Origin of the sequence: Paraburkholderia sp. 40, assembly GCF_050434105.1 — a bacterium.
Classification (GTDB): domain Bacteria; phylum Pseudomonadota; class Gammaproteobacteria; order Burkholderiales; family Burkholderiaceae; genus Paraburkholderia; species Paraburkholderia tuberum.
In genome coordinates this window covers 124,594-150,015 of the sequence record NZ_JBNPVY010000004.1, presented here as the reverse complement: position 1 = coordinate 150,015, position 25,422 = coordinate 124,594, and the positions used below count along the sequence as shown (strand labels likewise).

Sequence of the window (25,422 nt, the reverse complement as noted above, 5' to 3'; positions counted from 1 at the left end):
TCCTTTCCGTGTTTGCCCGAAAACGATTTTATCCGGACACCGTGTGGGGCTTTTACCCCACTCAATCCTCGATCCGCTCGAGCCCTTCCGCGCTGCGATCCGCGACGCCGGCCCATGCGCCGGCCGCGAGACCCATCTGCGCGACCTCTTCCACGGTCAACGGAGCAAGACGCTCGCATAGCGTGGCGACGCGCTCCCATGCGCCGCCTTCGAGCGCTTCGACCGCGCTCAACAGCAGACCCAGCCTGCCCTCGCGATGCAGGATCGCGGCCTGGATCGGTCGCGACAGCGTAAGGATGTTCAGCGTATTTTCGAGCGAGCCGCCGAACACCGCATCGACGAACGAAAACACACCGGTCAGGAAGGCCGCATCGGCTTCGTCGCGGCCCGCCTCGGGCATGCGCTCGATCGCGAGTTCCATGAAGCGCGCGCGCGTGGCCGCGAGTTGCAGCAGCGGATCGTCCTCCAGTGCGACCTTGCGGCCGTCTGCGTAGAGCAGCAGCTGCGTCCAGCGCGCGATGCGGTCGGTGCCGGTCGCGTTGATCGCGTCGCGCAGCGTCGTCACCTTGTGACCGACCGCGAGGCCGCTCGAATTCGCGAGCTTCATCAGATGCATGACGAGCACCGGGTTCAGCTTCAGCTCGGCTTCGAGCTGCGCGACCGTCGGGTCGCCCGCGAGCAGTTGCAGCAGATTGAGCAGCGCGTGGCGCGGCGCGCTGACCCGGCGCGTCGCCGAGCTTTGCGCGCGCGCGAAGTAATAACCCTGGAAGCGGTCGAAGCCGAGCTCGTGCACCGTTTCGAAGTCGGCCTGCGCATCGACACCTGATGCGAGCAGCAGCTTGCCAGCCGACTTCAGCACGCTCGCGAGCTTCGGCAGCAGCGCGCGCGGTGTGCGCGTGACGTCGATCTTGACGACTTCGGCGTACGGCAGCAGCTTCGCGAAAGTCTCGTTGGGCTGCGTGACGTCGTCGAGCGCGAAGCAGTAGCGGCGGCCATGCAGATACACGATACGCGCGATCAACGCGTCGTCGACTTCGAGCGATGAAGGCAGCTCGAGCATGAAGCGCTCGGCGGGCAGTCTCAGGATCGCGTCGTCGAGCAGCAGCTCGCGGCTCACGTCGAGGTAGGCCGGATGGCCGGTCAGCGCGCCGCGTACGTCGCCCTGCACGAGTCCGCGCACGATCGCGCGCGCGACGCGTTGCACCGGCGTGGGCGCGCGGCCCGGCAACGCGTCGGTTTCGGCAGGGAGATCGGTATTGGCTTGCGGGGCGATGCCGTCCGCGTCGGCGAGCGGCAGCTCGGGCGCACGCACCTTGATCTCATAGCCGCACAGCATGCCGTCCCGATTCAGAATGGGCTGCCTTGCGTAGCTGGCGGTGAGCGACGCGTCGTCGGTCGTGCCGCTGTGGCTCAGAGTCTCGATTGCGATGGTGGTCATTCCAGTCCCCGCTCGGCGCCGCTGGCGCCTGGCCGCTATGTTCTGTTTTTCGCTGCATGTTGGCGCGTTTCTGTGACGTTGCAAGCTCCGTCGCGCGCGGCAGTTTGCGTCGCAATTTTATCGCAGCGTCATTGGGCACGAACAGGCTTACGAGGCAATATCTCGAAATATTTGTTGAACGTTTGCGACACGCGTGCAGAAAGCAAAACGGCCGCAACGAGCGGCCGTTTTGCGCACTTCGATGCATCGCTACTTCAGCACGACTTTCACGTCGAAGTATTTGGCGGCGAGGCGGTCGATCGTGCCATCCGCCTTCAGCTCCTTCAACGCGCCGTTCAGCGCATCCTTCAGTGCCTTGTCGTTCTTGCGCACGCCGTAGCCGACACCCGCGCCGAGCAGCCTGTCGTCGCTGACGGCCGGACCGGCGAACTCGAAGCCCGCGCCCTGCGGCTTCTTCAGAAAGCCCTTCGATGCCGCTTCGGCGTCCTGGAACGACGCATCGAGACGGCCCGACGCGAGGTCCGCGTAGATCTGGTCCTGCGTCTGATATGGCACGACGTCGACCCCGGCCGGCGCCCAGCGCGCCTTCGCATAGGTTTCCTGGATCGTGCCCTGCAGCACGCCGACGTGCTTGCCCTTCAGCGATGCGGGCGTCGGCTGCAGAGCGCTGCCCTTCTTTGCGATCAACTGGTTCGGGATCGTGTAGATCGGATCGGTGAAGTCGATCGCCTGGCGACGCTGGTCGGTGATCGTCATGTCCGAGTTGATGGCGCTGAACTTGCGCGCTTCGAGCGCCGGGATCAGGCCGTCGAACGAGTTCTCGACCCACACGCATTTGGCCTTCAGCTTCGCGCACACGGCATTGCCGACGTCGATGTCGAAGCCCTGCAGTTCGCCAGCGGGCGACTTCGATTCGAACGGCGCATACGACGCCTCGACGCCGAAGCGCACTTCCTTGATCTCAGCCGCCGACGCGGTGCCTGCCGTCAACACCGCCGTCGCGAACAGCGCGAGTGCGGCCAGGTTGGGCCAATTCTTCTTCATTACGGATGTTCCTTTACGGTGTGGACTGAAACGGAGCCGATTCTGCGCGCACAGTCGGATTACGTCGGCCGCGCTTCGGACTCGCGCGGCCGGCGTGACCCGTAGATGCGACAGCCGCGAAGCCCGCGATTGTACATGGAGCCTGTCTAGACAAGCCTGGACAGCGTATCGGCGGTGGTGTCGACGACGAGCAGACCGGCGCGCAGGCCGGGCTTGACCGTCGGGTTCGGAAACACGATGCGCTCTTCGTCGCGCTGCACCGTGTATTGATAGTCGCCGTCGCGCGCCAGCAAGCTGCCCTTGATGAGCGGCGTGAAGTTCGGCACGTCCGGCGCGAGCAGCAGCTCGAATGCGTCGCTTTGCTTGGTCAGCTGATCGACGACGGTGAACACACGCGGCAGAGCGGCTTGCGTGTTGGCTTGCGAACCCACGCGCGTGCCGGCCAGCAGCGCGCGCACCGCGAGATCCGCGCCCTCGAAGCGTGTCAGGTCGTTCTCGCCGAACGGCCGCACCTTGCCAAGTTCGAGCGTGCACGCAGCAGCGCCACACGCTTGCGCGGTGAAGTGCGAATAGGTGTTGCCCTTCGTCGTGTGCAGCAGCACCGCGCTGATACGCGCGTCGCCGAGCCATTCGAACATCGCGCGCGAAAACGGCTTGCCGGTATGCGGCAACAGCGCGAAGCGCTCGAACACCGACGCGCGGATCGCCGTATGCATGTCGATATGCCAGCGCGCGCCGGGCGTGGCGGACGCGTCGGCGAAAAAGCGCGTCGCGGCCTGTTCGAGCGCGGCCGCGCGCGGCGCCTCATGACTGTGCGGCAGTTGCAGATGACGGCCGCTGAACAGCCGGTTCAGATCGTCGTCGCGATAGCGGCCGCCGTCGCGCATCGCCTCGATGTTGCCGAGAATCACGAGCAACCGGCATGCAAGCACGGCGCGGCCCTGCGCGATATCGGCGACGATGCGCGACAGCAGTTCGATCGGCGCGGTTTCGTCGCCATGCACGCCGGCCGACACGAGCACGCTACGGATGTCCGCGTGCTGCTCCGCGGGCTCGATGACGAGTACACCGTCACCCTGCCACGTCCAGCGCACGCCGTTCGCACACGTGCCTTGCACTTGATGCGCGGGAGGCCGGGAACCCGCGAGCGTCCACGCGAGAAAATCGTCGAGCATCGCGCTCGGGGCCGCCATTGTGTGCTCAGCGCTGGAAGTCATACAGCGAGCCCAGCGCGAGGATTTGCGTCAGCTCATCGAGCGCGGTGCGCGACTCGACCAGCAGCTTCGGATCGGTCAGCTCGGCGGGTGCGAGACGATCGCGGTAGTGCTTTTCGATCCACGCATCGAGACGGCCGAACAGCGTGTCGTCGATCCACACACCCGGCGCGACCGCGGCGCGTTCGGTGTCGTCGAGTACGACGCGCAGACGCAGACATGCGGGGCCGCCACCGTTCTTCATGCTCTCGCGCAGATCGAACACGAGCACCTCGTCGATCGGACCGCTGCGCGAAGTCAGCTCATCCAGATACGCGGCCACGCGCGGATTTTCGCGGCACTCCTGCGGCACGACCAGCACCTGCTTGCCATCGGGCCGAGTCAGCAGCTGGCTGTTGAACAGATACGACGTCACCGCATCGGCGACGCTGACCTGGGCGTCGGGCACTTCGATTACGTTGAACCCTGCGTGCAGGCTCGCGAGCTTCGCGCGCAGCTCGTCGTACACCGCCTGCTGCTCGACGAACGCGAGCTGATGGCAGAACAGCGTGTTGCGATTGCCGACCGCGATCACGTCGTTATGGAACACGCCCGCGTCGATCACTTCAGGGTTCTGCTGCGCGTACACGGTCGCCGCTTCCTGCAAACCATGACGATGCGCGACCGCGCGGCTCGCCTCGAACGTCTGGCGCGCCGGATAGCGCTTCGGTTCCGGTCCGCGACGATACTCGCTGCGCCCATACACGAAGAATTCGACACCGCGCGCCTTGTATTGCTCGCAAAAGCGCGTGTGATTCGCCGCGCCCTCGTCGCCGAGCGCGGGCGTGCCGGGCAGCGCCTCGTGCACGACGAAGCGGTCGGCGTCGCTGAACATCGCGCGCAGCGTGCGGCGTGTCGACTCATGTTCGATCGCGCGATGCAGCTTGCTGCACAGATTGGCCGGCGTGAAATGCACGCGGCCGTCGTGCGTATCCGCGGACGGGCTCACCGTCGCCGCGTTCGCGGTCCACATCGCCGAGGCCGAACTCGCCGCCGCGAGCAGTTCGGGCGCGTTCTTCGCGACGCGCGCGATCACCGAAGCATCGTCGCCGGAAAAACCGAGCTCGCGCAACAGACGCATCGACGGACGCTCCTGCGGCGGCAGCACGCCCTGATGAAAGCCGAGGTCCGCCAACTGCTTCATCTTGCGCAGACCCTGGCGCGCGGCGGCCTTCGGATTCGCGACCGACTTCTCGTTGTTCTGCGACGCGACGTTGCCGAACGACAAGCCCGCGTAGTTGTGAGTCGGGCCGACCAGGCCGTCGAAATTGGCTTCAGTGGCTTGCAGCATCGTCGATCCTTAGAATTGAAGGCCCGGCGAGACGCTCGCGGGCATGCTCAGTTGCGCGCTCTCGACCGAGGCCATTGGGTATGCGCAGTAGTCGGCCGCATAGTACGCGCTCGGCCGATGATTGCCCGAGCGGCCCGGCCCGCCGAACGGCGCTCCTGAAGAAGCGCCATTGGTCGGCCGGTTCCAGTTGACGATGCCCGCGCGAATCGTGCGCTGGAAATGCGTCCACAGCGCTTCGTCGTCGGCGAGCAGGCCCGCCGAGAGACCGAACTCCGTATCGTTCGCCCGTTCGAGCGCGTCGTCGAAATTGCGGTAGCGGATGATCTGCGCGAGCGGACCGAAGTGCTCCTCGTCGGGCAGGTCCTTTACGTCGGTCACGTCGAGAATCGCGGGCGTGACGAAGCCGAGTTGCGGATCGCGCTGCTCCATTTTCAGCAGAGCCTTTGCGCCGCTCGCGAGCAGACGCTCCTGCGCGCCGATCAAACGCGAGGCCGCGCGCGCCGACACCACGGCGCCCATGAACGGCTGCGGCTTGGCGTTGTATTCACCGACGCCGATGCGCGCGGTCACTTCCGTCAGGCGCGCGAGGAAACGCTCGCCGAACGCATCGTCGGGCACGAAGATGCGGCGCGCGCACGTGCAGCGCTGCCCCGCCGACAGAAACGCCGATTGAATCGTGTGGTGCACGGCGGCGTCGAGGTCCGCGACCGGGCCGATCACGAGCGGATTGTTGCCGCCCATTTCGAGCGCGAGCACGATCTCTGGCCGTCCGCCGAACTGTTTGTGCAGCAATGTTCCCGTATCCGAACTACCGGTGAAGAACAGTCCGTCGATCTGCCGGTGATTCGCGAGCGCGATGCCGGTGTCCTTCTCACCCTGTACGAGATTCAGCACGCCGGCAGGCAGCCCCGCGTCGCGCCAGATCTGCACGGTCAGCGCCGCGACGCCGGGCGCAAGTTCGGACGGCTTGAACACGACCGCATTACCGGCGATCAGCGCGGGCACGATATGCCCGTTCGGCAGATGGCCCGGGAAGTTGTACGGCCCGAACACCGCCACCACGCCATGCGGACGATGCCGCAGCACCGCGGTGCCGTCGGCCATCGCCGAGCGCTTTTCGCCGGTGCGTTCGTTGTAGGACTGAATCGATATCTCGACCTTCGCGGCCATCGAGGCCGCTTCGGTGCGCGCTTCCCACAGCGGCTTGCCGGTCTCGCGGCCGATCGCTTCGGCGAGCGCTTCCTTGCGCTCTGTCACGAGCGCGGCGAAGCGGCGCACCACCGCGCAGCGCTCGTCGAGCGTCAGCGCCGACCATGCGGCGAACGCGCGGCGCGCGCCACGTACCGCGCGATCGACGTCGTCCGCCGACGCGCTGTTGCCTTGCCACACCACCGCGCCCGTGCCGGGATTGCGCGATGCGAATACGGGTCCTGTGCCGGCGGCCCATTCGCCGTCGATGAAAAGCTCGCTCATGATCATCCTTGTTTGTGTTTCAACGGCAGCACCCGCAGCGGATCGCCCGCCTGCACGCGAAGCGCGTCGGCCTCGGCCGCGCTCAGGCGGCACACACCGTTGCGCGGCACGCCCGCCACGACGCCAACGCGAAAATCGCCGAGCGACGTATTCGATACCATCGACTTCGGCCCGTCCTGCGCGGCTTGCTCCGCTGCCTCGCCAATTTCAGCCGCCACCAGCACGCTTTCGCGCACCGTGCGCAAATCGGCGATATGGCATTCGAGCACCGGACCCGCGTCGAAAATATCGACGTGATTCTCATAGCGCAGCCCTTCGGCTTCGAGCATGCGGCGCGCGGGGATCGTGTCGTTATGCGTGAGGCCGACGCAGCGCTGCGCCTCTTCCGGCAACAGTTCGACGTACACCGGATAGCGCGGCATCAGCTCGGCGAGAAACGCCTTGCGGCCGTGCGAGCTCAGATAGTCGGCCGCATTGAAATCGATCTGGTAAAAATGCGAGCCGACCGCGCGCCAGAACGGCGACGTGCCCTGCTCGTCGAAATGGCCGCGCAACTCCGCGCACAGACGCCGCGGAAAACGCTCGCGAAACTGCGCGAGAAACATGAAGCGCGAGCGCGACAGCAAGCCGCCGACGCCGCTCGTGCGATAACGCGGGCTCAGGAACAGCGAGCACACTTCCGCATAACCGGTGAGGTCGTGCGAGATGTTCAGCGCGTGCATGCGCGTCCAGATGCCGAGATCCTGGCTCGCGTGCACGACCGTGCTCACGCGATAGTTGTAGAACGGCTGCTGCAGACCCACCGCCGTTTCGATACCGCAGACGCCGGCCACGTCGCCGGTCGCGGTGTCTTCCATCACGAAGAAATAACCGGCCTCGTGCGGCGCGGCTTGATCTTCCATCGTGCGGCGCGCGCGCTCGACACGCGCCGCGAGCGCATCGCGATCCGGTTTGAAGGTGGTCAGGCCGGGTCCGGTTTCCTGCGCGAGCCGCATCAGCGCATCCACATCGCCTCGTTGTACTACGCGAACGACGATCATTGCGCGTCTCCCGATTGTTCATCCTGCGGCTGATGCAGCGGCACGCAGCGCACCGCATCGCCTTCCCGTACGCCGAGCGCGGCGCGCGCCGCCTGTGACAACCCGGCGCCCGACTCCTTGCCGGGCGCGAGATCGCCGAGCACGCAACGGAACTCGCCGGCGGCGCCGTTGTGCGCGATCAGGTACGTTGCGCCGTGCGTCGCAGAGGCCTCGCGCACGACGCGCGTTTCGTTGTGCTTCACGCTGACACTGCGATCCACCTGCGCGGTCAGCACCGGACCCGCGTCGAAGATATCGACGTAGCGGTCGGTCTCGAAGCCTTCCTCGAGATGAATCTCGTAGGCGAGCAGCGCGTTCGCGTCCGGCTCGCCGAGCACGCGCTGCGCCGCTTCGGGCAACAGCGGCACATACACGGGATAGGTCGGCATCACTTCGGCGATAAAGGTGCGGCTGCGGCCGCCCGATTCGACTTCGATGTCGGCGAAATCGCGGCCGAAAAACTTGCGCCCCACCGCTTCCCAGAACGGCGATACACCGTTTTCGTCCGTCACGCCGAGCAGCAGCGAGAACACCTCGGGCGTGAAGCGCTTGCGATTCGCGGCGATGTACATCATCCGCGCGCGCGACATCAGTTGCGCGGCCGCGTCGCCGCGCAGCGACGGGTCGATGTAGTAGCCCGCGAGCCGGCTCTTGCCGGTCAGCTCATGCGACATCGTCAGCGCGTGAATCTTGCGATTCACATGCAGTTCGCGCGACGCATGAATCAGCGCGTCGTTGCGAAACACGTAGAACGGGTCCGCGTAACCGGCCGCCGCGACGATGCTCGCGGTGCCCATCAGCTTGCCGGTCTCCGAGTCTTCGAGCACGAATAGATAAAACTCCTCGCCCGGAAAATCGACCTCCGCGCGAAACGAGTCTTCCGACAACGCGACCCGCGCTTCGAGCGCGCGCCGGTCGTGCGGCAGGGAATGCAGCACCGGCTGCGCGGTGCGCGCCATATGCTCGAGCGCATCGAGATCGGCAAGGCGGCCTGGACGTACGAAGAGCATCATCGTTCCTGTTGAATGTGACGCATGATCCGCCGCATCAGCGTGGGCGTGCGGGACTGCCTGAACATCAATGCGACGCCGCCTGCGCGTTCGCGCCGACGAGTTCGCCGAACGCCGTCTCGAGACGCGCGAAACCTGCGGCCATGTCGTCGAGCGGCATGATCAGCGACGGCACGAATCGCAGCACGTCCGGACCCGCCATCAGCATGATCACGCCGTGCTGGCCGGCCGCGTTGACGAAGTCCTTCGCGCGGCCCCGGAACGTGTCGTTCAGTTCGGCGCCGATCAGGAGACCCTTGCCGCGCACTTCGGTAAAAAGCCCGAAGCGCTCGTTCAGTTTCGCGAGATGACCCTTCAGCACTTCGCTGCGCGAGCGTACGCCTTCGAGCAGCTTCGGGTCACTGACGAGTTCGACCACTTTTTCCGCGATCGCCGAGCCGAGCGGATTGCCGCCGTAAGTCGTGCCGTGCACGCCGACCTTGAAGTGCGCGGCGAGCTCTTTGGTGGTCAGCATCGCGCCGATCGGGAAGCCGTTGCCGAGCGCCTTCGCGGTGGTCAGGATGTCCGGCGTCACGCCGGTGTCCTGGTACGCGTAGAAGAAGCCGCTGCGGCCCACGCCGGTTTGCACTTCATCGAAAATCAGCAGCGCGTCGTGCTGGTCGCACGCTTCGCGCAGCGCCTTCAGGAACGCCGGATCGGCCGGGATCACGCCGCCCTCGCCCTGGATCGGCTCGACGATCACCGCGCAGGTCTGCGCGCCGATCGCCTTCTTCGCCGCTTCGATGTCGTTGTACGGCAGATGCGTGATACCGGCCGGCACCGGGCCGAAGCCTTCCGAGTACTTAGGCTGGCCACCGACGCTGACGGTGAACAGCGTGCGGCCGTGGAACGACTGCGCGAACGAAATGATTTCATCTTTCTGCGCGCCGTGACGGTCGAACGCGACCCGGCGCGCGAGCTTCAGCGCGGCCTCGTTCGCCTCGGCGCCCGAATTCGCGAAGAACGCGCGGTCGGCGAACGTGAGGCTTTCGAGGCGCTTCGCGAGGCGCAGCACCGGCTCGTTCGTATAGCCATTGCCGATGTGCCACAGCTTGCTGCCCTGCTCATGCAATACCTTCAGCAGCTCGGGATGCGCATGACCGAGCGCGGTGACGGCGATGCCGCCGGCGAAGTCGATGTAGTCGCGGCCTTGCGTGTCCCACACGCGCGAGCCGAGACCGCGATCCGGTACGAAGGCGGCGGGGGCAAACACCGGCACCATGACTTCGTCGAAGGTCTGGCGTGTCACAGTCAGGTCGTTCATGGCAATTCCTTTTACGGGTGACAGGTAATACAGCTAGTGTAGGAAACCGCGCGCGGCACGTCTTGCGCATACGCGACGCTTTCTATGAGGTTCCACGCGTCGCCGGGCCACAGCGGGTACTTTTCGTGCAGGCGTTTCGTTCGTACTCTGTGAGCGGTTCGTGTCGGGCTTGTGTCGCGCTTTTGTCGCGCTTTGGTCGGACCCGCGCCCGGCTTGCCCCGGCTTCGCTTTCAGGCGGCTTCCAGCGCGCGCACGAGCCATGCGTGCCTGGCGCGCCGCCTTGCGTCAATCGAGCTCGGGCCGCTCGATCAGCGCGGCCGGCCGCGGCTCGCTCGCGCCGCCGTGCGCGCCGGTCTGGCGGTCGATCCAGTTGCGGCGATCCTCGCGCGGCGTGACGCCGAAGCGCTCCCGATACGCATTCGAAAAGTGCGCCGCCGACGAAAACCCACATGCGAGGCTGATCTGCACGACGGATTTGCTGGTGCGCTGCAATTGCGTGCGCGCCTTCGACAGCCGCAGCCCCAGATAGTATTTGGACGGCATCGAACCGAGATACTGGCGAAACAGGCGCTCGAGCTGCCGCCGCGAGACGCCGACGAGGCCGGCGATTTCATCGGTGGTCAGCGGGTCCTCGATATTGGCTTCCATCAGCAGCAGCGCGTCGTTCAGGCGCGGGTGGCGCTCGCCCGGCGCGGTCACGAACGGAATGCGCTGACGCTCCTCGCCCGCGCGCAGCACGCCTACGCCGAGCGTATCGGCGATGCGCTCCGCGAGTTCGGGCCCGTGCTCGCGGCCGATCATCGCGAGCATGAAGTCGATGGTCGCCTGGCCGCCCGCGCAGGTCGCGCGATCGCGATCGATTTCGAAGATCTGCTGCGTGACGATCGAGCGTTCGAACTGTTCAGAGAACTGCTGATAGGTTTCCCAGTTCACGCTGACGCGATAGCCGGACAGCTGCCCCGCCATCGCGAGCCACCACACGCCGTGGTGGATACCGGTGACGAGCGGCGTGCGCTGACCGACGCGCGCGAGGCTCGCGAGAAACAGACGGTAGTCGGCGAACTGCTGGAACCGCTCGGTGACGATGATCAGCCAGTCACACGCGATCGCGTCGCCGAACGCGGCATCGGCCGGCCATTGCGCGCCGCCCGCGAGCGGCACCGCGCGGCCGTCCCACGAACATACCTGCACGCGATACAGCGCGCGGCCGTCGATTTCATTGGCGAGACTGAGCGCGTCGACGATCGGCCCGACGCCCGACATCGACACGGGCGGCAGTGCCACGATCACGACCTGGGTCGTGCGAGCCGGGCTGGACGTGCGGGCCATCGGGTGTCCGTGAAAAGCGAGCCGCGCGTTACTTCAGGCTGCCGGACAGGAACTGCTTCAGGCGCTCGCTGCGCGGCGCGCTCAGCACCTCGGCGGGATTGCCCTCCTCCTCGGTGCGGCCCTGGTGCAGGAACATCACATGGTTCGACACATTGCGCGCGAAGCCCATTTCGTGCGTGACGACGATCATCGTGCGGCCTTCCTCGGCGAGCTTCTGCATCACCTTCAGCACTTCGCCGACGAGTTCGGGGTCGAGCGCGGAGGTCGGTTCGTCGAACAGCATCACGTCCGGGTCCATCGCGAGCGCGCGCGCGATCGCGACACGCTGCTGCTGGCCGCCCGACAGATGCGACGGATACTGCTTCTCGAGACGCGGCGCGAGCCCGACCTTCTCCAGATACTCGCGCGCCCGGTCCTCGGCCTCCTTGCGCTTCAGACCGAGCACATGAATCGGCGCTTCGATCACGTTCTCGAGCACGTTCATGTGCGCCCACAGGTTGAAGTGCTGGAACACCATCGCGAGCTTCGTGCGGATGCGCTGCAGCTGCTTGTGATCGGCGACTTCGAGATTGCCGGCGCGATCGGTCTTCGTCTTGACCGCTTCGCCGTCGACGATGATCTGCCCGGCGTTCGGCCGCTCGAGAAAATTGATGCAACGCAGGAAAGTGCTCTTGCCCGAGCCGCTCGCGCCGATGATGCTGATCACGTCGCCCTTGTTCGCGTTGAGCGACACGCCCTTGAGCACTTCGTTGTCGCCGTAGCGCTTGTGGATGTCCTGTACGGCGAGCTTGCAAGCTTCGGTTTGAGTGGTATGGAGCAAGATGCTCTCCCAGTGAGAATACGGATCGGTCTGGTGCGGACGTCGCCCTGCCGAAGCTCGAGCCGCCCGATGCTGTGTCGTCAACGCGCGCTCAGTGCGTGCGCACCGCGAGATGCGCGAGCCAGCGACGCTCGGCACGCCTGAACAGCGCGACGAGCGCGAACGACACCACGAGATAAATCAGCGCCGCGAGCCCGAACGCGTTGAACGACTGGTAGGTCGCCGAGTTCGCGTCGCGCGCGACCTTCAGGATGTCGGGCACCGTGGCCGTGAACGCGACCGTCGTCGCATGCAGCATCAGGATCACTTCGTTACTGTACAACGGCAACGCGCGGCGCAGCGCGGACGGTATCACAATGCGCCGGTACATCGTGAATGCGCTCATGCCGTAGGCACGCGCCGCCTCGACTTCGCCGTGCGAGGTCGAGCGGATCGCGCCCGCGAAAATCTCGGTCGTGTACGCGCAGGTGTTCAAGGCGAACGCGAGGATCGCACAGTGAAAGCCGCTGCGAAAGAACGCGTCGAGCAGACTGTGCGAACGCACGAACGCGAGACTGTACACGCCGGTGTAGATCAACAGCAGCTGGACGTAGAGCGGCGTGCCGCGAAATACGTAGGTGTACAGACGTACCGGCGTTGACAGCCAGCGCTTCTTCGACACGCGCGCAACCGCGAGCGGCACGGCGCACACGAAGCCGATTGCGATCGACACGACCAGCAGCCACAGCGTGACCGCGAGACCCGACAGGCGTTGCCCGTCCCAGAACAGATACGCCTTCCAGAACTGATTGAGGATGTCGATCATGACGCTCAGAGCTCCGCGTGTCGCACGCCGATCGAATAGCGGCGGTTCAGCCAGATCAGCACGAGGTTCGATACGGTGGTGATCGCCAGATAGATCAGCGCGGCGACGAGGATGAAGAAGAACATGTTGAAGGTACTCTTGCCCGCGTCCTGCGCGGCCTTGACGACGTCGGCGAGACCGATGATCGACACGAGCGCGGTGGCCTTCACGAGCACCTGCCAGTTGTTGCCGATGCCGGGCAGCGCGAAGCGCATCATCTGCGGGAACAGGATGCGCGTGAACACGCGCACGCCGCTCATGCCGTACGCGCTGCCCGCTTCGAGCTGGCCGCGCGGCACCGCGAGAAAGGCGCCGCGAAAAGTCTCGGTGAAATACGCGCCGTAGATGAAACCGAGCGTCAGCACGCCGGCCACGAACGGATCGATGTCGATCTGCTCGATGTTGAACATGTCGGTCAGATCATTAAGCCAGATCTGGATGCTGTAGAACAGCAGCAGCATCAGCACGAGGTCGGGCACCGAGCGGATCAGCGTCGTGTAGCCGGTCGCGATGACCCGCAAGGTCCGGTTGAACGAGAGTTTCGCCGCCGCGCCGGCGAGGCCGAGCAACACAGCGGCCGCCAGCGACAGAACGGACAGCTCGATCGTCTGGAGCGTGCCGGCGAGCAGCACGGGACCAAAGCCGTATAGGAACACGCGTGTCTCCATCCAGGTTCGTTGAATTGGCGCGGATGGCGGCGGCTTCATGGGCTGCTCGCTGCTCCGGCATGGCGCGGAGTCTCGCAAGCTGAAATCAATTTCTCAAATACCGGGGGGGTGGTTTGCTGCGACGCATCATTGCACTTCGACGCACGACGGAACGCTCGTAGCGCTTGGTTTCACGGGGGTTATCGTGTTGTCGGGCGCGCCGCGCGCGCCTGGCCGTGCGGCGATTTCGCAAGTTTCGGGTCGCTTTTTCGATAGGCCGCGCCGAGGGCGGTGGCGAACGTCGCCGCGCGCGGCGCAAGCGGAGATGATCTATGTATGAGTCATCAAGGCCCTTCGCGGCTTATTTATGAGTCATTCATCGTTTCGCCCACGTCAGCCGCGCGCGTTCGAAGGCGCGCCGCCCGATCGCGTCGCGCCGTTGAATCAGCGCGTCCACGCCGGCTCCGACGCCTGACAGCTCGCGCTCAGTCGAGCCCGAGCCGCGCGCGAATCGCCGGCAGCATCTGCTCGACCGCCTCGCGCCCTTCCTCGATGGCTGGCGCCGCGCGATGAAAATCGAAGATGCCCATGCCGCCGAGACGCGGCTGGATCAGGATATCGGCCGGTTCGCCAGCGAGCCGGCTGCGCGTGATGCGCACTTGCATGATGTCGATGCTTTGCGCGATCGAGCTCAGCATCGACGGCACCTGCGCGCTTGGCTTCGGCGGCACGCGCACGTCGTCGGTGGCGCTCGCCTCGGCTGGCGCGAGCCAGCGCGGCCACGGCTTGCCGTTGCGGCGCAGCGCGACGGGCGGCGGCGCGGTGGGATCGAGAGCGGGCGTTTCGATGACCGGGCCGCCGAAATCGCGGCCGTTCAGGATGTCGTTGTTCAGATCGATCGCGATCACGCAGTCCGCGCGCATGCCACGCGCGACCGACACCGGCACCGGATTGCTGAGCCCGCCGTCGACGAGCCACACGCCGTTGTGCCATACCGGCGTGAAGATGCCCGGAATCGCAATCGACGCGCGCACCGAGTCGATCGTGCTGCCGTCCTGCAGCCAGATTTCGCGGCCCGTGTCGAGTTCGGTCGCGACCGCCGCGAACGGCATGTGCAGTTGCGCGATCGAGCGGCCGGCGAATTTGTCGGCGAATAGCTGGATCACCTTGCGCCCGCCAAGCAGGCCGCCCGAGATGCGCAGATCGAGCAGCCGCACCACGGTCTGCCACGTGAGACGCGACACCCACTCCTCGAGCCAGTCGAGATCGCCGTTCGCATAGACCGCGCCGACCAGCGCGCCGATCGACGTGCCGCACACGACGTCGGGCCTGATGCCCGCGTCTTGCAGCGCGCGAATCGCGCCGATATGCGCCCAGCCGCGCGCGGCGCCGCCCCCCAACACCAGCCCGATCCGGCTGTATCGACGTCGACGTATCATGCCTACCCCGCTTTTTCGGCCCGCTTATCCGGCCGTCTTCTGATCGACATTGCCCCCGCCTATCGCCCGCGGATCACGTCCGAGCGTGACGTGGTGTACACCCTCTGGTTCCGGTCGAAGTGAACGTTGAAGATGCCTTCTTCGGTCACGCCGCCCTCGCGCCATTTCCAGCTCCACACGGTTTCCGGCTTCAGCGGAAACACCGCGACCTGTCCAGGCTTGCCAAGCAAGCGCCGCACCTCGTCCTCGGTCATGCCCGAGCGAACCTGCGCGAAGTTGTCCGCGGTCAGCACCTGCGTGATCGCCTGCAGCATGCCGTCGCGATCGATGTCGACCATGTAGGTATTCAGGCCTTGCGGGCCGCGCGGATATTCGAAGCGCTTCGAGCCGTCGGTGAAGGTGCGCGTGGTCTCGGGCTTGCCCATCTGCGCGAGGATTTGCGCTTCGGTCGTGACGCCCGGCGTCATGTTTCTGAGCAGCAACGCGTCCGGTTTGACGGCGTTGAAAAAGTCCTTGAGTTTTTGCACGGCTTGATCGCTCTGCTGTTGGTCGCAGCCGGTCAGCGCACAGCACGCTATCAGTAGCGTGACGCCCAGCGGTTTGAGGCTCACTTCGGTTCCTGTCCGGATGTGCGGGATCTGTCGTCGCGGCGCCTGGCCGGTCTGTAGTGTGTACTACAAGGATAACCGCGCACGGAGAAAACCGCGAGCAACGTGTTGCGCGCAGCGCTAATGGATCGGCCGAGGTCGGTTGAGATGGGCACGCCAAAAGCAAAAAGGCGACGCTGTGTACAGCGTCGCCGTGTCGGTCGATAGGATCAACCGGAAGTGACGGCGGCTCATTAGCCGCCTTGCGCGAAGCACCGAGGACGACGCGCAGCGGCCTGCTCCAGACGAAGCGATGAGCAGCCTTGGCTACTCACCTTGCGCCATCGCCGAATGACAAACCGCTGCCTTTTATGGCCGCCCTGGTCCCTCGAAAAGTCTTCCAGATGCCGCTAATCTAAACGCATCGGAGGCTTTCGACGAGAGCGCGTTTACACCGAATCGGCAGAAGATTCGCGTGGCGCAAGAGGGGTGTCGGAGTGCCGGCCCGCGGATCGCCGGCCGCCGGATGGCCGGCCCATCAAATCACACGAAAGCCGTGCGTGCCGTCGCGCGCGAGTTGCGCGACGAGCCCATGCTCCCACTCCAGATACGCGCTCATCGCTTCACGCGCGTTCTCGGTACCCTCATATGGCCGCTGATAACGATCGATCCGCGGCGACGCCATCCTCGTGCCGCCCGACTCCACGGGCAAGCCCGCGTCGATCCACGCGATCGTGCCGCCGCGCAGCACCTGCACCGGCCGCCCGGTCGCCGCGGCGAGCTCCGGCGCGACGAAGCGCGCGAGCACGTCGCTGCCGCACGTGAGCACATAGCGCTTCGCGTCGGGCAGTGTGCGCAGCGCGTCCGCGAGCTGACTGCGGATCACGAACCACGCGCCCGGAATATGCCGCCTCAGATAGTGCGTGCTGCTCGTGAAGTCGAGCACGACGGTTCCCGTCGACTGCAGCAGCGCGGCGAGCTCGGCCGGCGCGATGTCGTCGACGTCGGGCGGCGTCACCGCGTTGCGCGCCAACGGCGCCATGCCCTTCTCGGCGAAATCGGCCGCCGTCAGGCCATCGACCACGTACACCTCTACGTTCATCTGCGCGAGCCACGATGCGGTCATGTTCGCGCGCACACCGTCGCTGTCCGCGAGGATCACGCGCGCGCCGCGCACCGTCACGAACAGGTCGGTTTCCTGCACGAGCTGGCCGCCTGGCGCGCTGCGAAAACCGGGCACGTGGCCCGCCTCGTATTCCTCGGGGTTGCGAACGTCGAAGCGATAGACGGTACGCACCGCTTCGTCGGCCCAGCGGCGCGCTTCGTCGCGCGACGTGCGGCGCACGCGCGCCCGGTCGGCAACCACGCGCGCGCCGTCTGCCGCGGCGAGACGGGAAGCGTCGTCGACCGCGCCTTCGACACGCCGAGCGCTGCCATGCGCGAGCGGTTGACCGGCGAGCGTCCAGCCCATCGTGCCGTTGCGCAGCGCGGCCACCGGATTCGGCACGCCCGCGTTGATCAGCGACTGCGCGCCGATGATGCTGCGCGTGCGCCCCGCGCAATTGACGATGATGCGCGTGGCCGGATCCGGCGCGAGCTGCCGCGCTCGCAGCACCAGCTCCGCACCCGGCACGCTGATGCTGCCGGGGATGTTCATGAGCTGAAACTCGTCGAAACGGCGCGCGTCGAGCACCACGACATCGGCCTCGCGATCGAGCAGCGCCTGCACCTGCTGCGCGGACAGCGACGGCGTATGACGCACGCTTTCGACCAGTTCGCCGAACGCCTTGCTCGGCACGTTGACATCCTTGAACAACTCGCCGCCCGCTTCGCGCCAGCCTTGCAGGCCGCCTTCGAGCAAGGCGACGTTGGTATAGCCGAGTTCGGCGAAGCGCTCGGCCGCACGCCTCGCGAGGCCTTCGCCGGCATCGAACACGACGATCGGCACGGCCGGCCGAGGCAGCCGCAGCGGCGCGTCGAGTTCGAGCCGCGACAGCGGCAGATTGGCGGCAAACAACGGATGACTGCGCGCGTGCGGCTCTTCCTCACGCACGTCGACGAGCGCGATCTCCTCGCGGTCGAGCAATGCGTGGCACACGTCTTGGAATGACCGGGTACGAAACTCTTTGACGACATTCATGGGTTCGGGAACTCCTTCGCTACATTCTCCGGCAACGGGTCGCGTCACCGCACCGATACTTAACCGTACACTCGAATTCCGATCGGCGCACGGTCACTCGCTGGATTGCTGATTCGGGCGCACTGCGAATGCGAAGCACCGCTGCGCGAACACGCTACGCACGCGCAATTTCCGCGCCATGGGTCGCGCCTCAGCGCGCCTCATCGGTCCTGCCGACCCTTCCGTCGACAGGGGCATCGCCGCGCCGCCAGCAGAAAAGGCGCCGCTTTGCCACAATGCCCCATCGCGCGAAAGCGCCGCCCATCGCAATCAACAGACAATGATCCCCTTCTCGGTTCTCGATCTTTCGCCGGTCACCGCGGGTGCCACGCCGGCTGACGCGTTCAGGAATACACTGTCACTCGCGCAGCACGCGGAAAAGCTGAACTACAAACGTTACTGGCTCGCCGAGCATCACAACATGACCGGTATCGCGAGCGCGGCGACCTCGGTCGTGATCGGCTACGTGGCCGGCGGCACGAAGACGATTCGCGTCGGCTCCGGCGGCATCATGCTGCCGAACCATGCGCCGCTCGTGATCGCCGAACAGTTCGGCACGCTCGCGTCGCTGTATCCGGGGCGGATCGATCTCGGCCTCGGCCGCGCGCCCGGCACCGATCAGACCACCGCACGCGCGCTGCGCCGCGATCTCCAGGCGAGCGCCGAAACCTTCCCCGACGACGTCGTCGAATTGCAACGGTATTTCGCTGAGCCGGTCGCGGGCCAGCGTATTCGCGCGGTGCCGGGCGCGGGCCTGAACGTGCCGCTGTGGCTGCTCGGTTCGTCGCTGTACAGCGCGCAACTGGCCGCGGCGCTCGGGCTGCCGTTCGCGTTCGCGTCGCACTTCGCGCCCGATTACATGATGACCGCGCTGCAGGTGTATCGCACGCAGTTCCGGCCGTCCGCTACGCTGGCGAAGCCCTATGCGATGGTCGGCGTCAATCTGTTCGCCGCCGACACGAACGACGAAGCCGCACTGCTGTTCACGTCGCTGCAGCAGCAGTTCATCAATCTGCGGCGCGGCACGCCGGGACAATTGCAGCCGCCGGTCGAGCGGCTCGACGCGTCGGAGATGGAGTTGAACAACGTCGCGCGTGCGCTCGCTTGCACGGCGCTCGGTGATCGCGACGCAATCCGCGAAGGTTTGCAATCGATCACCGAGCAGACCGGCGCGAACGAGTTGATGCTGACCGCGCAGATTTACGATCACGCCGCGCGGCTGCGCTCGTTCGAGATCGGCGCCGAGGTGCGCGATGAAATGATGGCGGCCAGATAAGCGGTTCGCGAACCGATCGGCGGACACGGCGACGCACGAAAAAAGGGCGGCTCATGGCAAGCCGCCCTTGTCTTTTGCACTGAGTTGGGGCCGGTCGTGTGAGAAGCCGGCCCAATGCCTTCGGGGTCTAGAAGGCGCTCTTTATAACGCCCCCGTCGGCGCGCAACGCGGCTCCCGTCGTGGCCGACGAAAGCGGACTGGCGATATAGGCCACGAGCGACGCGATTTCCTGCGGCGAACCAAATCGCTTGATGAGCGAGGTGGGACGGACCTTCTCGAAGAACTCTGTTTCGAACGCTTCAAACGATTTGCCGTCGGCCTTGGCAAGGGTCTCCACGAATTCACCCACTCCCCGCGATTTCGTCGGCCCCGGCAGCACGCTATTGACTGTAATGCCCGTGCCGGCAACGGCTTCGGCGAGCCCCCGCGAGACCGCCAGCTGCGCGGTTTTCGTCATCCCGTAGTGGATCATTTCAGCGGGAATCTGCACCGCACTTTCGCTCGAAATGAAAATGATGCGCCCCCAGTTGGCCCGCCTCATCGCAGGCAAAAACAGGCGAGCGAGGCGTACCCCGCTCAAGACATTGACGTCGAAGAACCGCTGCCAGTCCGCATCGGGAATCTCTTCAAACGGCTTGGGCTCGAAGATGCCCAGGTTGTTGACCAGAATTTCCACGTCGGGATAGCGTCGCGCGAGCTCTTCTGCTGAAGCGGCCGTACTGAGATCGCCCGCAAATCCCTGCACGTCGCCGCCCGTCTGCGCTCTCAGCTGCGCGACCACGTCGTCCACAGATGACTGGGAGCGGCCGTTCACGATCACACGAGCGCCCTCCTGCGCCAACGTGGTGGCGATAGCGAGACCGATGCCGGCTGTGCTGCCGCTCACCAGTGCGAGCTTGCCTGTCAGGTTCAGGTCCATGGGTGATTTCCTTTCAATGGATGAATTAAAAATGGCGAATCGGAACTTGAACGTCGGATGCCGCCGTGAGGTTCACGTACGTGTAATCGCCGCAGTGCCGGCAAACGCGAGTTGGTGCCAGTGTTCACGCGTCTGCATCGCCTCTGCTTCCCGTCTGCGGCGAAAAGTGGCACGAGCACAGATGCCCTGTGCACGGTAATCCGGGGCGCAACGAACACCTTGGCGCGGCGGCTTCCTCGGCTCCGGGGATCAAGTCGGGATCGGGCGTAGAACCGCGCTTTCGAACTGGAAAAAGACTCGATCATCTGACGGAGATGGCCGGGACCAGCAAGGCGTGTATGTGGGGGAACGCACATGAGTGGCAGGCGGACAGCGAAGCAGGCAGACCTGAAGTACGTGTAGGAGAAGGAAAACAAGGCCATGTCAGCGATTTTCCAACTTCGTTTGGCTAAGTGATGGTGGCGCCCAAACTCGCATCATCGCGATTCACTGGGGATGCGCGCTCCGCGCAGATCACGCCCGGATGGCATGACATGTGCGTTGTGTGCTGCAAGCAGCCGGCCGCTCAAATGTTTCAACAACCCTCTTGTTCAAGGAGACACATCATGAACACGCTGACCATCGACGACATCCAGAACTCTGCAGAACTTGATCACCAGGAGATGACCAGAATTCAAGGTGGCCGGATGAAACTACCCGGCCAGCACATCGGCTCGATCCTCACGTCCGCTGATGGCGACCCTGTCGGCGTCTATGTCGACGGCGTGCTGCAAAACTCGGTCACCGACGGCTTCTACCACGGCTGACAGCAAAGGAGGCGCGCAGCCCTGCGCGCCTGATGCCGTCGGGGTGGCCAGTGCGAGCGTGACGGCACCCTGGAAGTTCGAATCGAGCCACGCTTTGGCACATCAATCCCTAACTGCAATCCCTGGCCAACACCCGGGACCCCGCACGACCTTGCGACCATATCAGGATCGGGCTATTTCGCGTTGGGATTCACCTGGGAGGCATGCTGCGGTCGTACGACTGCATTGCTGGGTGAAAACCGGTCATTCGTCGCTGCGATTGGTGACCCAGCCTACGTGTCGTGGAGCTGGCTCACCAGGTAATCGATGAGCGCACGTGCTCGAGACGGTAAAAAACGATTCGACGGATAAAGCAGCCACACCGGTCCCATATATGTACGGGCCTCGAACTCCCAGTCGGTCAGCACCCGGACAATGCCGCCCCTGGAAATCGCCTGCGCAGCGGCAAAGTCGGGCAAGCTCGCAATGCCCAGGCCATGCAGCGCAGCATCCAATCGCGCGCCCGCATCATTGGCGATGTATCGCCCCTTCACTTCGACCGACTGTGTCTCAGAGTCGCGGCGGAAATGCCATCGATTGTCGTCGACCGTCTCCCCTAGATACATGCATGCATGCCGAGCAAGGTCGTGCGGCTCGGCCGGTGTCCCCCGTTCCGCGAGATAAGCAGGTGACGCGCATAGAACCCATTTGACCGCTCCAAGTCGCCGGGCGGCAAGACCTGGCGGAGGCGAACGCGTGAGTCGGATCACCATATCGACATCGTCACGTAGCGGATCGACTTCGTGGTCGGCGAAGACCAGATGGACATCCACGTCGGGCCACATGCGCAGAAATTCGGGAACAAGCGGATGGATGACAGATCTCGCAAATGAAATCGGCGCACTGATGCTGACCTTGCCTCGCGGATCACCCGTCACTTGTCCAGCGACGTCGACGGCGCCCGACGCTGCGCCGACCATATCCCGGCAATACCGGTAGACCTGCGCGCCTGAATCCGTCAAACGGATGCTACGGGTCGAGCGCTCAAGCAACCGCGTACCAAGCGAATCCTCAAGGCGCTTGATCTGCCGACTGACAGTCGACGGTGTACTGCCCAGTTGCCGCGCGGCAATGGAGAAGTTGCCGGCGTCGACAACCCTCGCAAACGTCGCCATGTCGGGTAGCAACGCAAAGAGTTCATTGGCATTCATCGCGATCCTCGCACGCGCACCGGTCATTTGTGCATCTCAAACATAAAAGATGTTCCGCTGACCCAGATTATATTTGTCAATGCAATACCCGACAATTTGGGCCGTTCGAATGAAAACAGAAGGTCCGTCATGTCGAAGCAAAAGAGCGCGTTATGGATATCCGACCTGATGCTGCTTGCGGTCGCGATGGTGTGGGGCACAAGTTATGGGGTCGTGAAAGGCGCGCTCACGATCTATCCCGTGCTCGGTCTGCTGGCGTTGCGCTTCGGGCTGACGTTCCTCGTGTTGTCGCCGGCGTTGCGCTCGCTCCGACACGTCAAAGCGTCCGCCTTGCTGGGTGCGCTCGGCTCCAGTGCAATCCTGCTCAGCATCTTTTTGGCCGAGACTTTCGGGATAGCGCACACACGCGCGTCGAATGCGGCGTTCCTAATCAGTCTGTGTGTCGCGCTTACGCCGCTGGTCGAATGGGTGTTGCTACGACGAAAGCCGTCGAGTGGCGAATGGATCGCCGTGGGCTTGTCGCTAACGGGCGCCGCGTTCGTGAGCGCAGGCGTGATCATTCCGACCGCGGGCGACGCGCTGATTCTTCTTGCGGCGTTACTGCGTGCGCTGATGGTGTGCGTGACCAAGCGTGTGATGCGCGAATCGGCACTTGCTCCGCTGTCGGTGACCGCGGTCCAGGCAGGCGTCGTTGCATTGGGCAGTGTCCTGGCGGCGTTCGTGTTGCCGTCACAACATTGGGATGCGCTGCCGTCGCTCAGTGGGCACGGTGACTTCTGGGCGAGCATCGCTTACCTCGTGCTCGCCTGTACGTTGTTCGCTTTCTTCGCACAGAACTTTGCCGTCAAGCGCAGCAACCCAACGCGCGTCGCTTTGCTGATGGGAAGCGAGCCCGCGTTCGGTGCGCTATTCGCATACGTATGGCTCGGTGAGCATCTTTCTGGCTGGGCATGGTTTGGCGGAGGTCTGATGGTACTTGCATCGGTGCTGGCGGCGGTTCCGTTTAAAAGGGACGCCAACGCGGCGCTTGAAATGCATCCCGCCACTTCGGTTGACGGTTAGCCTATTTTCAGGTCGCAAGCGCTCCTGGCCGACTACAGCCTGTCCGCAAGTGGAGCAAGCGGCGGCCTGCGATTCTCATCATAAGACTGCGCGCTCGACGAAGAAGTCCGGCCCGATCTTCTGCCCATGTCGCCGTTGCAGGGATCGGCTAACGTGTTGGTTTGCGCGAACGTCGATTGAGTACAACCTGCGTAAAACCGAAGCGGATACCAATGTAGCGGTGCCGCCGTTCCTGCTCGAAGTCAATGCGCCGGTCGACATGCTGACTTCAAGCCTGACGGTCTGCGCCGCTTGTCGTCGAGAGGAACCGCAGCAGCGCGTCGGCCGGCTGAGCACGCTGGGCCGCGTGCAGCCAAGGCGGCCGCATCGGCCGTGCTGGTTCGGGGGCGCGCGCCGACGCGCATCGGAGGTCCGGCTCAATGGCCGATTTTTAGGGGCTCCGGATAGCGTCGCGTGAGTTCGTCACTGCCTTGTGCCATCCACGACAGCGACTGCCTCGGCAGATAGTATGACTGCGAGGCGGGCCGAACGCAGTCTGACTCTGACTCGCAATAGCCGGACCTTGGCGCAGGCGTTAGCGCTTCGCATCCGTATTGTGCAGAACTTGCCGAGAGGTTGACGGCGGTACCTGAAAACGCATCGCCAGCATAGTAGAGGATGACATCGTCTCCATGACGCACGACGACTGAAGGCCGGCCAGCTGTCCCTTGTGACGAGAAGGGAATCAACGGGGTGCCGCTACAGCTTGCCGTCGACCACTGGGCAACTTTGGCCGACGCCCACTCGAACTCGGAAGCAGATGCGCGGCCCGTGCTGTCCGGCTTGCGCTCCACCACTGCCAACACGGCCACTCCGCTTTCGTCGAGCATCACTCCGGCCTGACCGTCCAGATTGGTAAGGGGCCCGACCATCTTCCCATTCGCATCGAACACTCGCAGGGCCGGCATTGCCCGGTTGCCCCCGTCCGTGCCGCTGGGATGACCATCGTCGCCACCATAGGCGAGCGACGCTGCACAAACTGCAGCAGCCGAAATTAACACTCTGCGCACGGCTATTCTCCTTTGACTGGGCTCCAGCGCTCGACATCGCTAACGGACACTGAGCGGCTCGGGATAATGCTGTGTGAGGTCGTAACCGAACTCGGGCGTCCATGCAGGTTCGCCGGCCCCCGTTTGCGCATTCGAGTAAGTATCCGGCGCGATGAAGAGCGTGACATCGTCGCCCTGCCTGACTGCGATAGAAGGCCTGACAGGACAAAGCTCTGGATAGCAGCTCACGATGGGCGGATTGGAGCACGACGGATCAGGGCAAGTCTGCGACGCGAACCATTGGAACTGCGACGCTGATGCGGATACCGGATTGAAGCTGGCCACGCGCGTAATTCCGGCGAACACCACTGCGCCGTTCAACGAAAGCGTGACCCCGGTGTGGAATTCCGACGACACGAGCGGCCCGACCAGGCGCCCGCGTGCATCGTAGAGCTTCAGGACGTGCGTGTCGCTATGAGAGGAGCGGGTGGAGAGTGCGTCGTCTCCGCCGGCAAACACAGACGGCGCATTGAAAAGCAGAGCAACGAAGCAATAGTTTCTCACTAACACGCGCATGATCCTTTCCTCCCGCCGAAGCGGCCGGTCACCTCATAATCGAAGGGCGTCGGCCAAAAATATACCCCTCAAAACCCCATCTTCAGAGGTTCGGGATAATGGCCCGTTAAATCAAAAGTGCTTTCGGCATTCCATCCGATGATCGGCTGCGTAGCCATCGGCTGACAAGTGGCATTGCCTGGAAAGGGGAAGAAGAAAGACGACATACTCTGAGTTTGCGATTGGGTATTCGTTGCGATGTACAGTGAGACATTGCTCCCCACTCGCACCAGTCCCAGTGGCCGCGTAGGCGCTGCGTGGTTCCCGTCCTGAACATCGAGGACAGCGACGAACGCCTGGCCGGTGCAGTTTGAAGTCGCGTAGAAGACGCCCGAGTTGGCTGCCCACTGCAACTGCGTAGATGAAAATTGCTGGGTAGCCGTGGCCACGTCGACTTGAGATATACGCTGTACGGGGAGGAAAACGAGTGCGCCGTTGATTGGCAGCATGACACCGTCCTCGGCGCCATACGAGACGACGGGGCCCACGGGATTGCCGTGCGCGTCGAACAGCTTGAGGGTTCTCTGCTCGTCACCTCTGTGACGCCACCCGGCGTCGTCGCCGGCGTAAGAGAAAGTGGCGACACACATGATCAACGCAAAGTAAAGGAGCCGACGCATTCGAGCCTCCCCGGCGTTATAGCGAAAGTCGAGTCACGCTAAAACCAAAGTCGCCGGGAAGCCGGGCTCATTGAGCCCGTGTTCGGTGATGGGGCAAGAATAGACTCGGTTACGCAAGATTTCAACCGACCCAATCCAGCCGTTGGATCCCGCACTAGCTTAACGGCAGA

The 25,422-nt window shown here is 64.4% G+C and carries 23 protein-coding genes and 1 pseudogene; 4 read left to right on the top strand and 20 right to left on the bottom strand.

Annotated features, from left to right (window positions below):
* Positions 1-61 precede the first annotated feature (61 nt).
* The 15 genes from OKW28_RS22395 to OKW28_RS22325 form a co-directional block, all read right to left on the bottom strand.
* Positions 62-1,438, bottom strand: a complete 1,377-nt coding sequence (locus tag OKW28_RS22395) for an EAL and HDOD domain-containing protein (protein ID WP_429449026.1) — start codon at positions 1,436-1,438, stop codon at positions 62-64.
* A gap of 249 nt (positions 1,439-1,687) precedes the next feature.
* Complete coding sequence (locus OKW28_RS22390) at positions 1,688-2,482, bottom strand: ABC transporter substrate-binding protein (RefSeq protein WP_429449024.1); 795 nt, start codon at positions 2,480-2,482, stop codon at positions 1,688-1,690.
* Between the two features lie 146 nt (positions 2,483-2,628).
* Complete coding sequence (gene astE, locus OKW28_RS22385; protein ID WP_429449022.1) at positions 2,629-3,699, bottom strand: succinylglutamate desuccinylase; 1,071 nt, start codon at positions 3,697-3,699, stop codon at positions 2,629-2,631.
* Positions 3,683-5,023, bottom strand: a complete 1,341-nt coding sequence (gene astB / locus OKW28_RS22380; protein WP_429454406.1) for an N-succinylarginine dihydrolase — start codon at positions 5,021-5,023, stop codon at positions 3,683-3,685. Before astB ends, astE begins: the two co-directional genes overlap by 17 nt.
* Before the next feature lie 12 nt (positions 5,024-5,035).
* Positions 5,036-6,499 carry a succinylglutamate-semialdehyde dehydrogenase gene (astD, locus tag OKW28_RS22375; RefSeq protein WP_429449021.1) on the bottom strand — a complete coding sequence of 488 codons (1,464 nt, stop codon included), beginning with the start codon at positions 6,497-6,499 and terminating at the stop codon, positions 5,036-5,038.
* A 2-nt stretch (positions 6,500-6,501) separates the two neighbouring features.
* Complete coding sequence (gene astA, locus OKW28_RS22370) at positions 6,502-7,539, bottom strand: arginine N-succinyltransferase (RefSeq protein ID WP_429449020.1); 1,038 nt, start codon at positions 7,537-7,539, stop codon at positions 6,502-6,504.
* The gene (gene aruF / locus OKW28_RS22365; protein WP_429454404.1) at positions 7,536-8,588 is read right to left on the bottom strand and encodes an arginine/ornithine succinyltransferase subunit alpha; all 1,053 of its coding nucleotides are present in this window, start codon (positions 8,586-8,588) and stop codon (positions 7,536-7,538) included. The genes astA and aruF overlap by 4 nt, the downstream gene beginning before the upstream one ends.
* A gap of 67 nt (positions 8,589-8,655) precedes the next feature.
* Positions 8,656-9,891, bottom strand: coding sequence for an aspartate aminotransferase family protein (locus OKW28_RS22360; protein ID WP_429449018.1), 1,236 nt, complete (start codon positions 9,889-9,891; stop codon positions 8,656-8,658).
* Positions 9,892-10,176: 285 nt separating this feature from the next.
* Positions 10,177-11,220 carry a GlxA family transcriptional regulator gene (locus OKW28_RS22355; RefSeq protein WP_429449016.1) on the bottom strand — a complete coding sequence of 348 codons (1,044 nt, stop codon included), beginning with the start codon at positions 11,218-11,220 and terminating at the stop codon, positions 10,177-10,179.
* A gap of 28 nt (positions 11,221-11,248) precedes the next feature.
* Positions 11,249-12,040, bottom strand: a complete 792-nt coding sequence (locus tag OKW28_RS22350) for an ABC transporter ATP-binding protein (protein WP_184044229.1) — start codon at positions 12,038-12,040, stop codon at positions 11,249-11,251.
* 91 nt (positions 12,041-12,131) lie between these two features.
* Positions 12,132-12,845, bottom strand: coding sequence for an ABC transporter permease (locus OKW28_RS22345; RefSeq protein WP_429449014.1), 714 nt, complete (start codon positions 12,843-12,845; stop codon positions 12,132-12,134).
* A 5-nt stretch (positions 12,846-12,850) separates the two neighbouring features.
* Positions 12,851-13,540, bottom strand: coding sequence for an ABC transporter permease (locus OKW28_RS22340; protein ID WP_429454402.1), 690 nt, complete (start codon positions 13,538-13,540; stop codon positions 12,851-12,853).
* Positions 13,541-14,016: 476 nt separating this feature from the next.
* A complete protein-coding gene (locus OKW28_RS22335; RefSeq protein ID WP_429449012.1) occupies positions 14,017-14,970 on the bottom strand; it encodes a patatin-like phospholipase family protein in 954 nt (317 codons plus the stop codon).
* 59 nt (positions 14,971-15,029) lie between these two features.
* Positions 15,030-15,581 carry an outer membrane protein assembly factor BamE domain-containing protein gene (bamE, locus tag OKW28_RS22330; RefSeq protein ID WP_429449010.1) on the bottom strand — a complete coding sequence of 184 codons (552 nt, stop codon included), beginning with the start codon at positions 15,579-15,581 and terminating at the stop codon, positions 15,030-15,032.
* A gap of 514 nt (positions 15,582-16,095) precedes the next feature.
* Positions 16,096-17,697 carry a rhodanese-related sulfurtransferase gene (locus tag OKW28_RS22325; RefSeq protein ID WP_429449008.1) on the bottom strand — a complete coding sequence of 534 codons (1,602 nt, stop codon included), beginning with the start codon at positions 17,695-17,697 and terminating at the stop codon, positions 16,096-16,098.
* A 319-nt stretch (positions 17,698-18,016) separates the two neighbouring features.
* Here OKW28_RS22325 and OKW28_RS22320 point away from each other — a divergent pair, with 319 nt between their 5' ends.
* Complete coding sequence (locus OKW28_RS22320) at positions 18,017-19,012, top strand: LLM class flavin-dependent oxidoreductase (RefSeq protein ID WP_429449006.1); 996 nt, start codon at positions 18,017-18,019, stop codon at positions 19,010-19,012.
* A 127-nt stretch (positions 19,013-19,139) separates the two neighbouring features.
* Here OKW28_RS22320 and OKW28_RS22315 read toward each other — a convergent pair whose 3' ends face one another.
* Positions 19,140-19,931, bottom strand: a complete 792-nt coding sequence (locus OKW28_RS22315) for an SDR family NAD(P)-dependent oxidoreductase (protein WP_429449004.1) — start codon at positions 19,929-19,931, stop codon at positions 19,140-19,142.
* A gap of 605 nt (positions 19,932-20,536) precedes the next feature.
* Between OKW28_RS22315 and OKW28_RS22310 the strand changes: the two genes are divergently transcribed.
* Positions 20,537-20,737, top strand: a complete 201-nt coding sequence (locus tag OKW28_RS22310) for a hypothetical protein (protein ID WP_018418526.1) — start codon at positions 20,537-20,539, stop codon at positions 20,735-20,737.
* 272 nt (positions 20,738-21,009) lie between these two features.
* Here the strand turns inward: OKW28_RS22310 and OKW28_RS22305 are convergent, their stop codons facing one another.
* Positions 21,010-21,927: a LysR family transcriptional regulator gene (locus OKW28_RS22305; RefSeq protein WP_429449001.1), complete on the bottom strand. Its 918-nt coding sequence runs from the start codon at positions 21,925-21,927 to the stop codon at positions 21,010-21,012.
* 129 nt (positions 21,928-22,056) lie between these two features.
* On the opposite strand from OKW28_RS22305, the gene OKW28_RS22300 reads away from it, so the two are divergent.
* Positions 22,057-22,989: a DMT family transporter gene (locus OKW28_RS22300; protein ID WP_429448999.1), complete on the top strand. Its 933-nt coding sequence runs from the start codon at positions 22,057-22,059 to the stop codon at positions 22,987-22,989.
* Between the two features lie 84 nt (positions 22,990-23,073).
* A pseudogene (locus OKW28_RS22295) lies at positions 23,074-23,272 on the top strand (phosphate acyltransferase); the annotation flags it as partial.
* A gap of 133 nt (positions 23,273-23,405) precedes the next feature.
* On the opposite strand, the gene OKW28_RS22290 reads toward OKW28_RS22295, so the two are convergent.
* From OKW28_RS22290 to OKW28_RS22280, 3 genes are all read right to left on the bottom strand, one after another.
* The gene (locus OKW28_RS22290; RefSeq protein ID WP_429454646.1) at positions 23,406-24,038 is read right to left on the bottom strand and encodes a hypothetical protein; all 633 of its coding nucleotides are present in this window, start codon (positions 24,036-24,038) and stop codon (positions 23,406-23,408) included.
* Between the two features lie 39 nt (positions 24,039-24,077).
* Positions 24,078-24,593, bottom strand: coding sequence for a hypothetical protein (locus tag OKW28_RS22285; RefSeq protein ID WP_429448997.1), 516 nt, complete (start codon positions 24,591-24,593; stop codon positions 24,078-24,080).
* Positions 24,594-24,661: 68 nt separating this feature from the next.
* Complete coding sequence (locus OKW28_RS22280) at positions 24,662-25,252, bottom strand: hypothetical protein (protein WP_429448995.1); 591 nt, start codon at positions 25,250-25,252, stop codon at positions 24,662-24,664.
* Between the last annotated feature and the right edge of the window lie 170 nt (positions 25,253-25,422).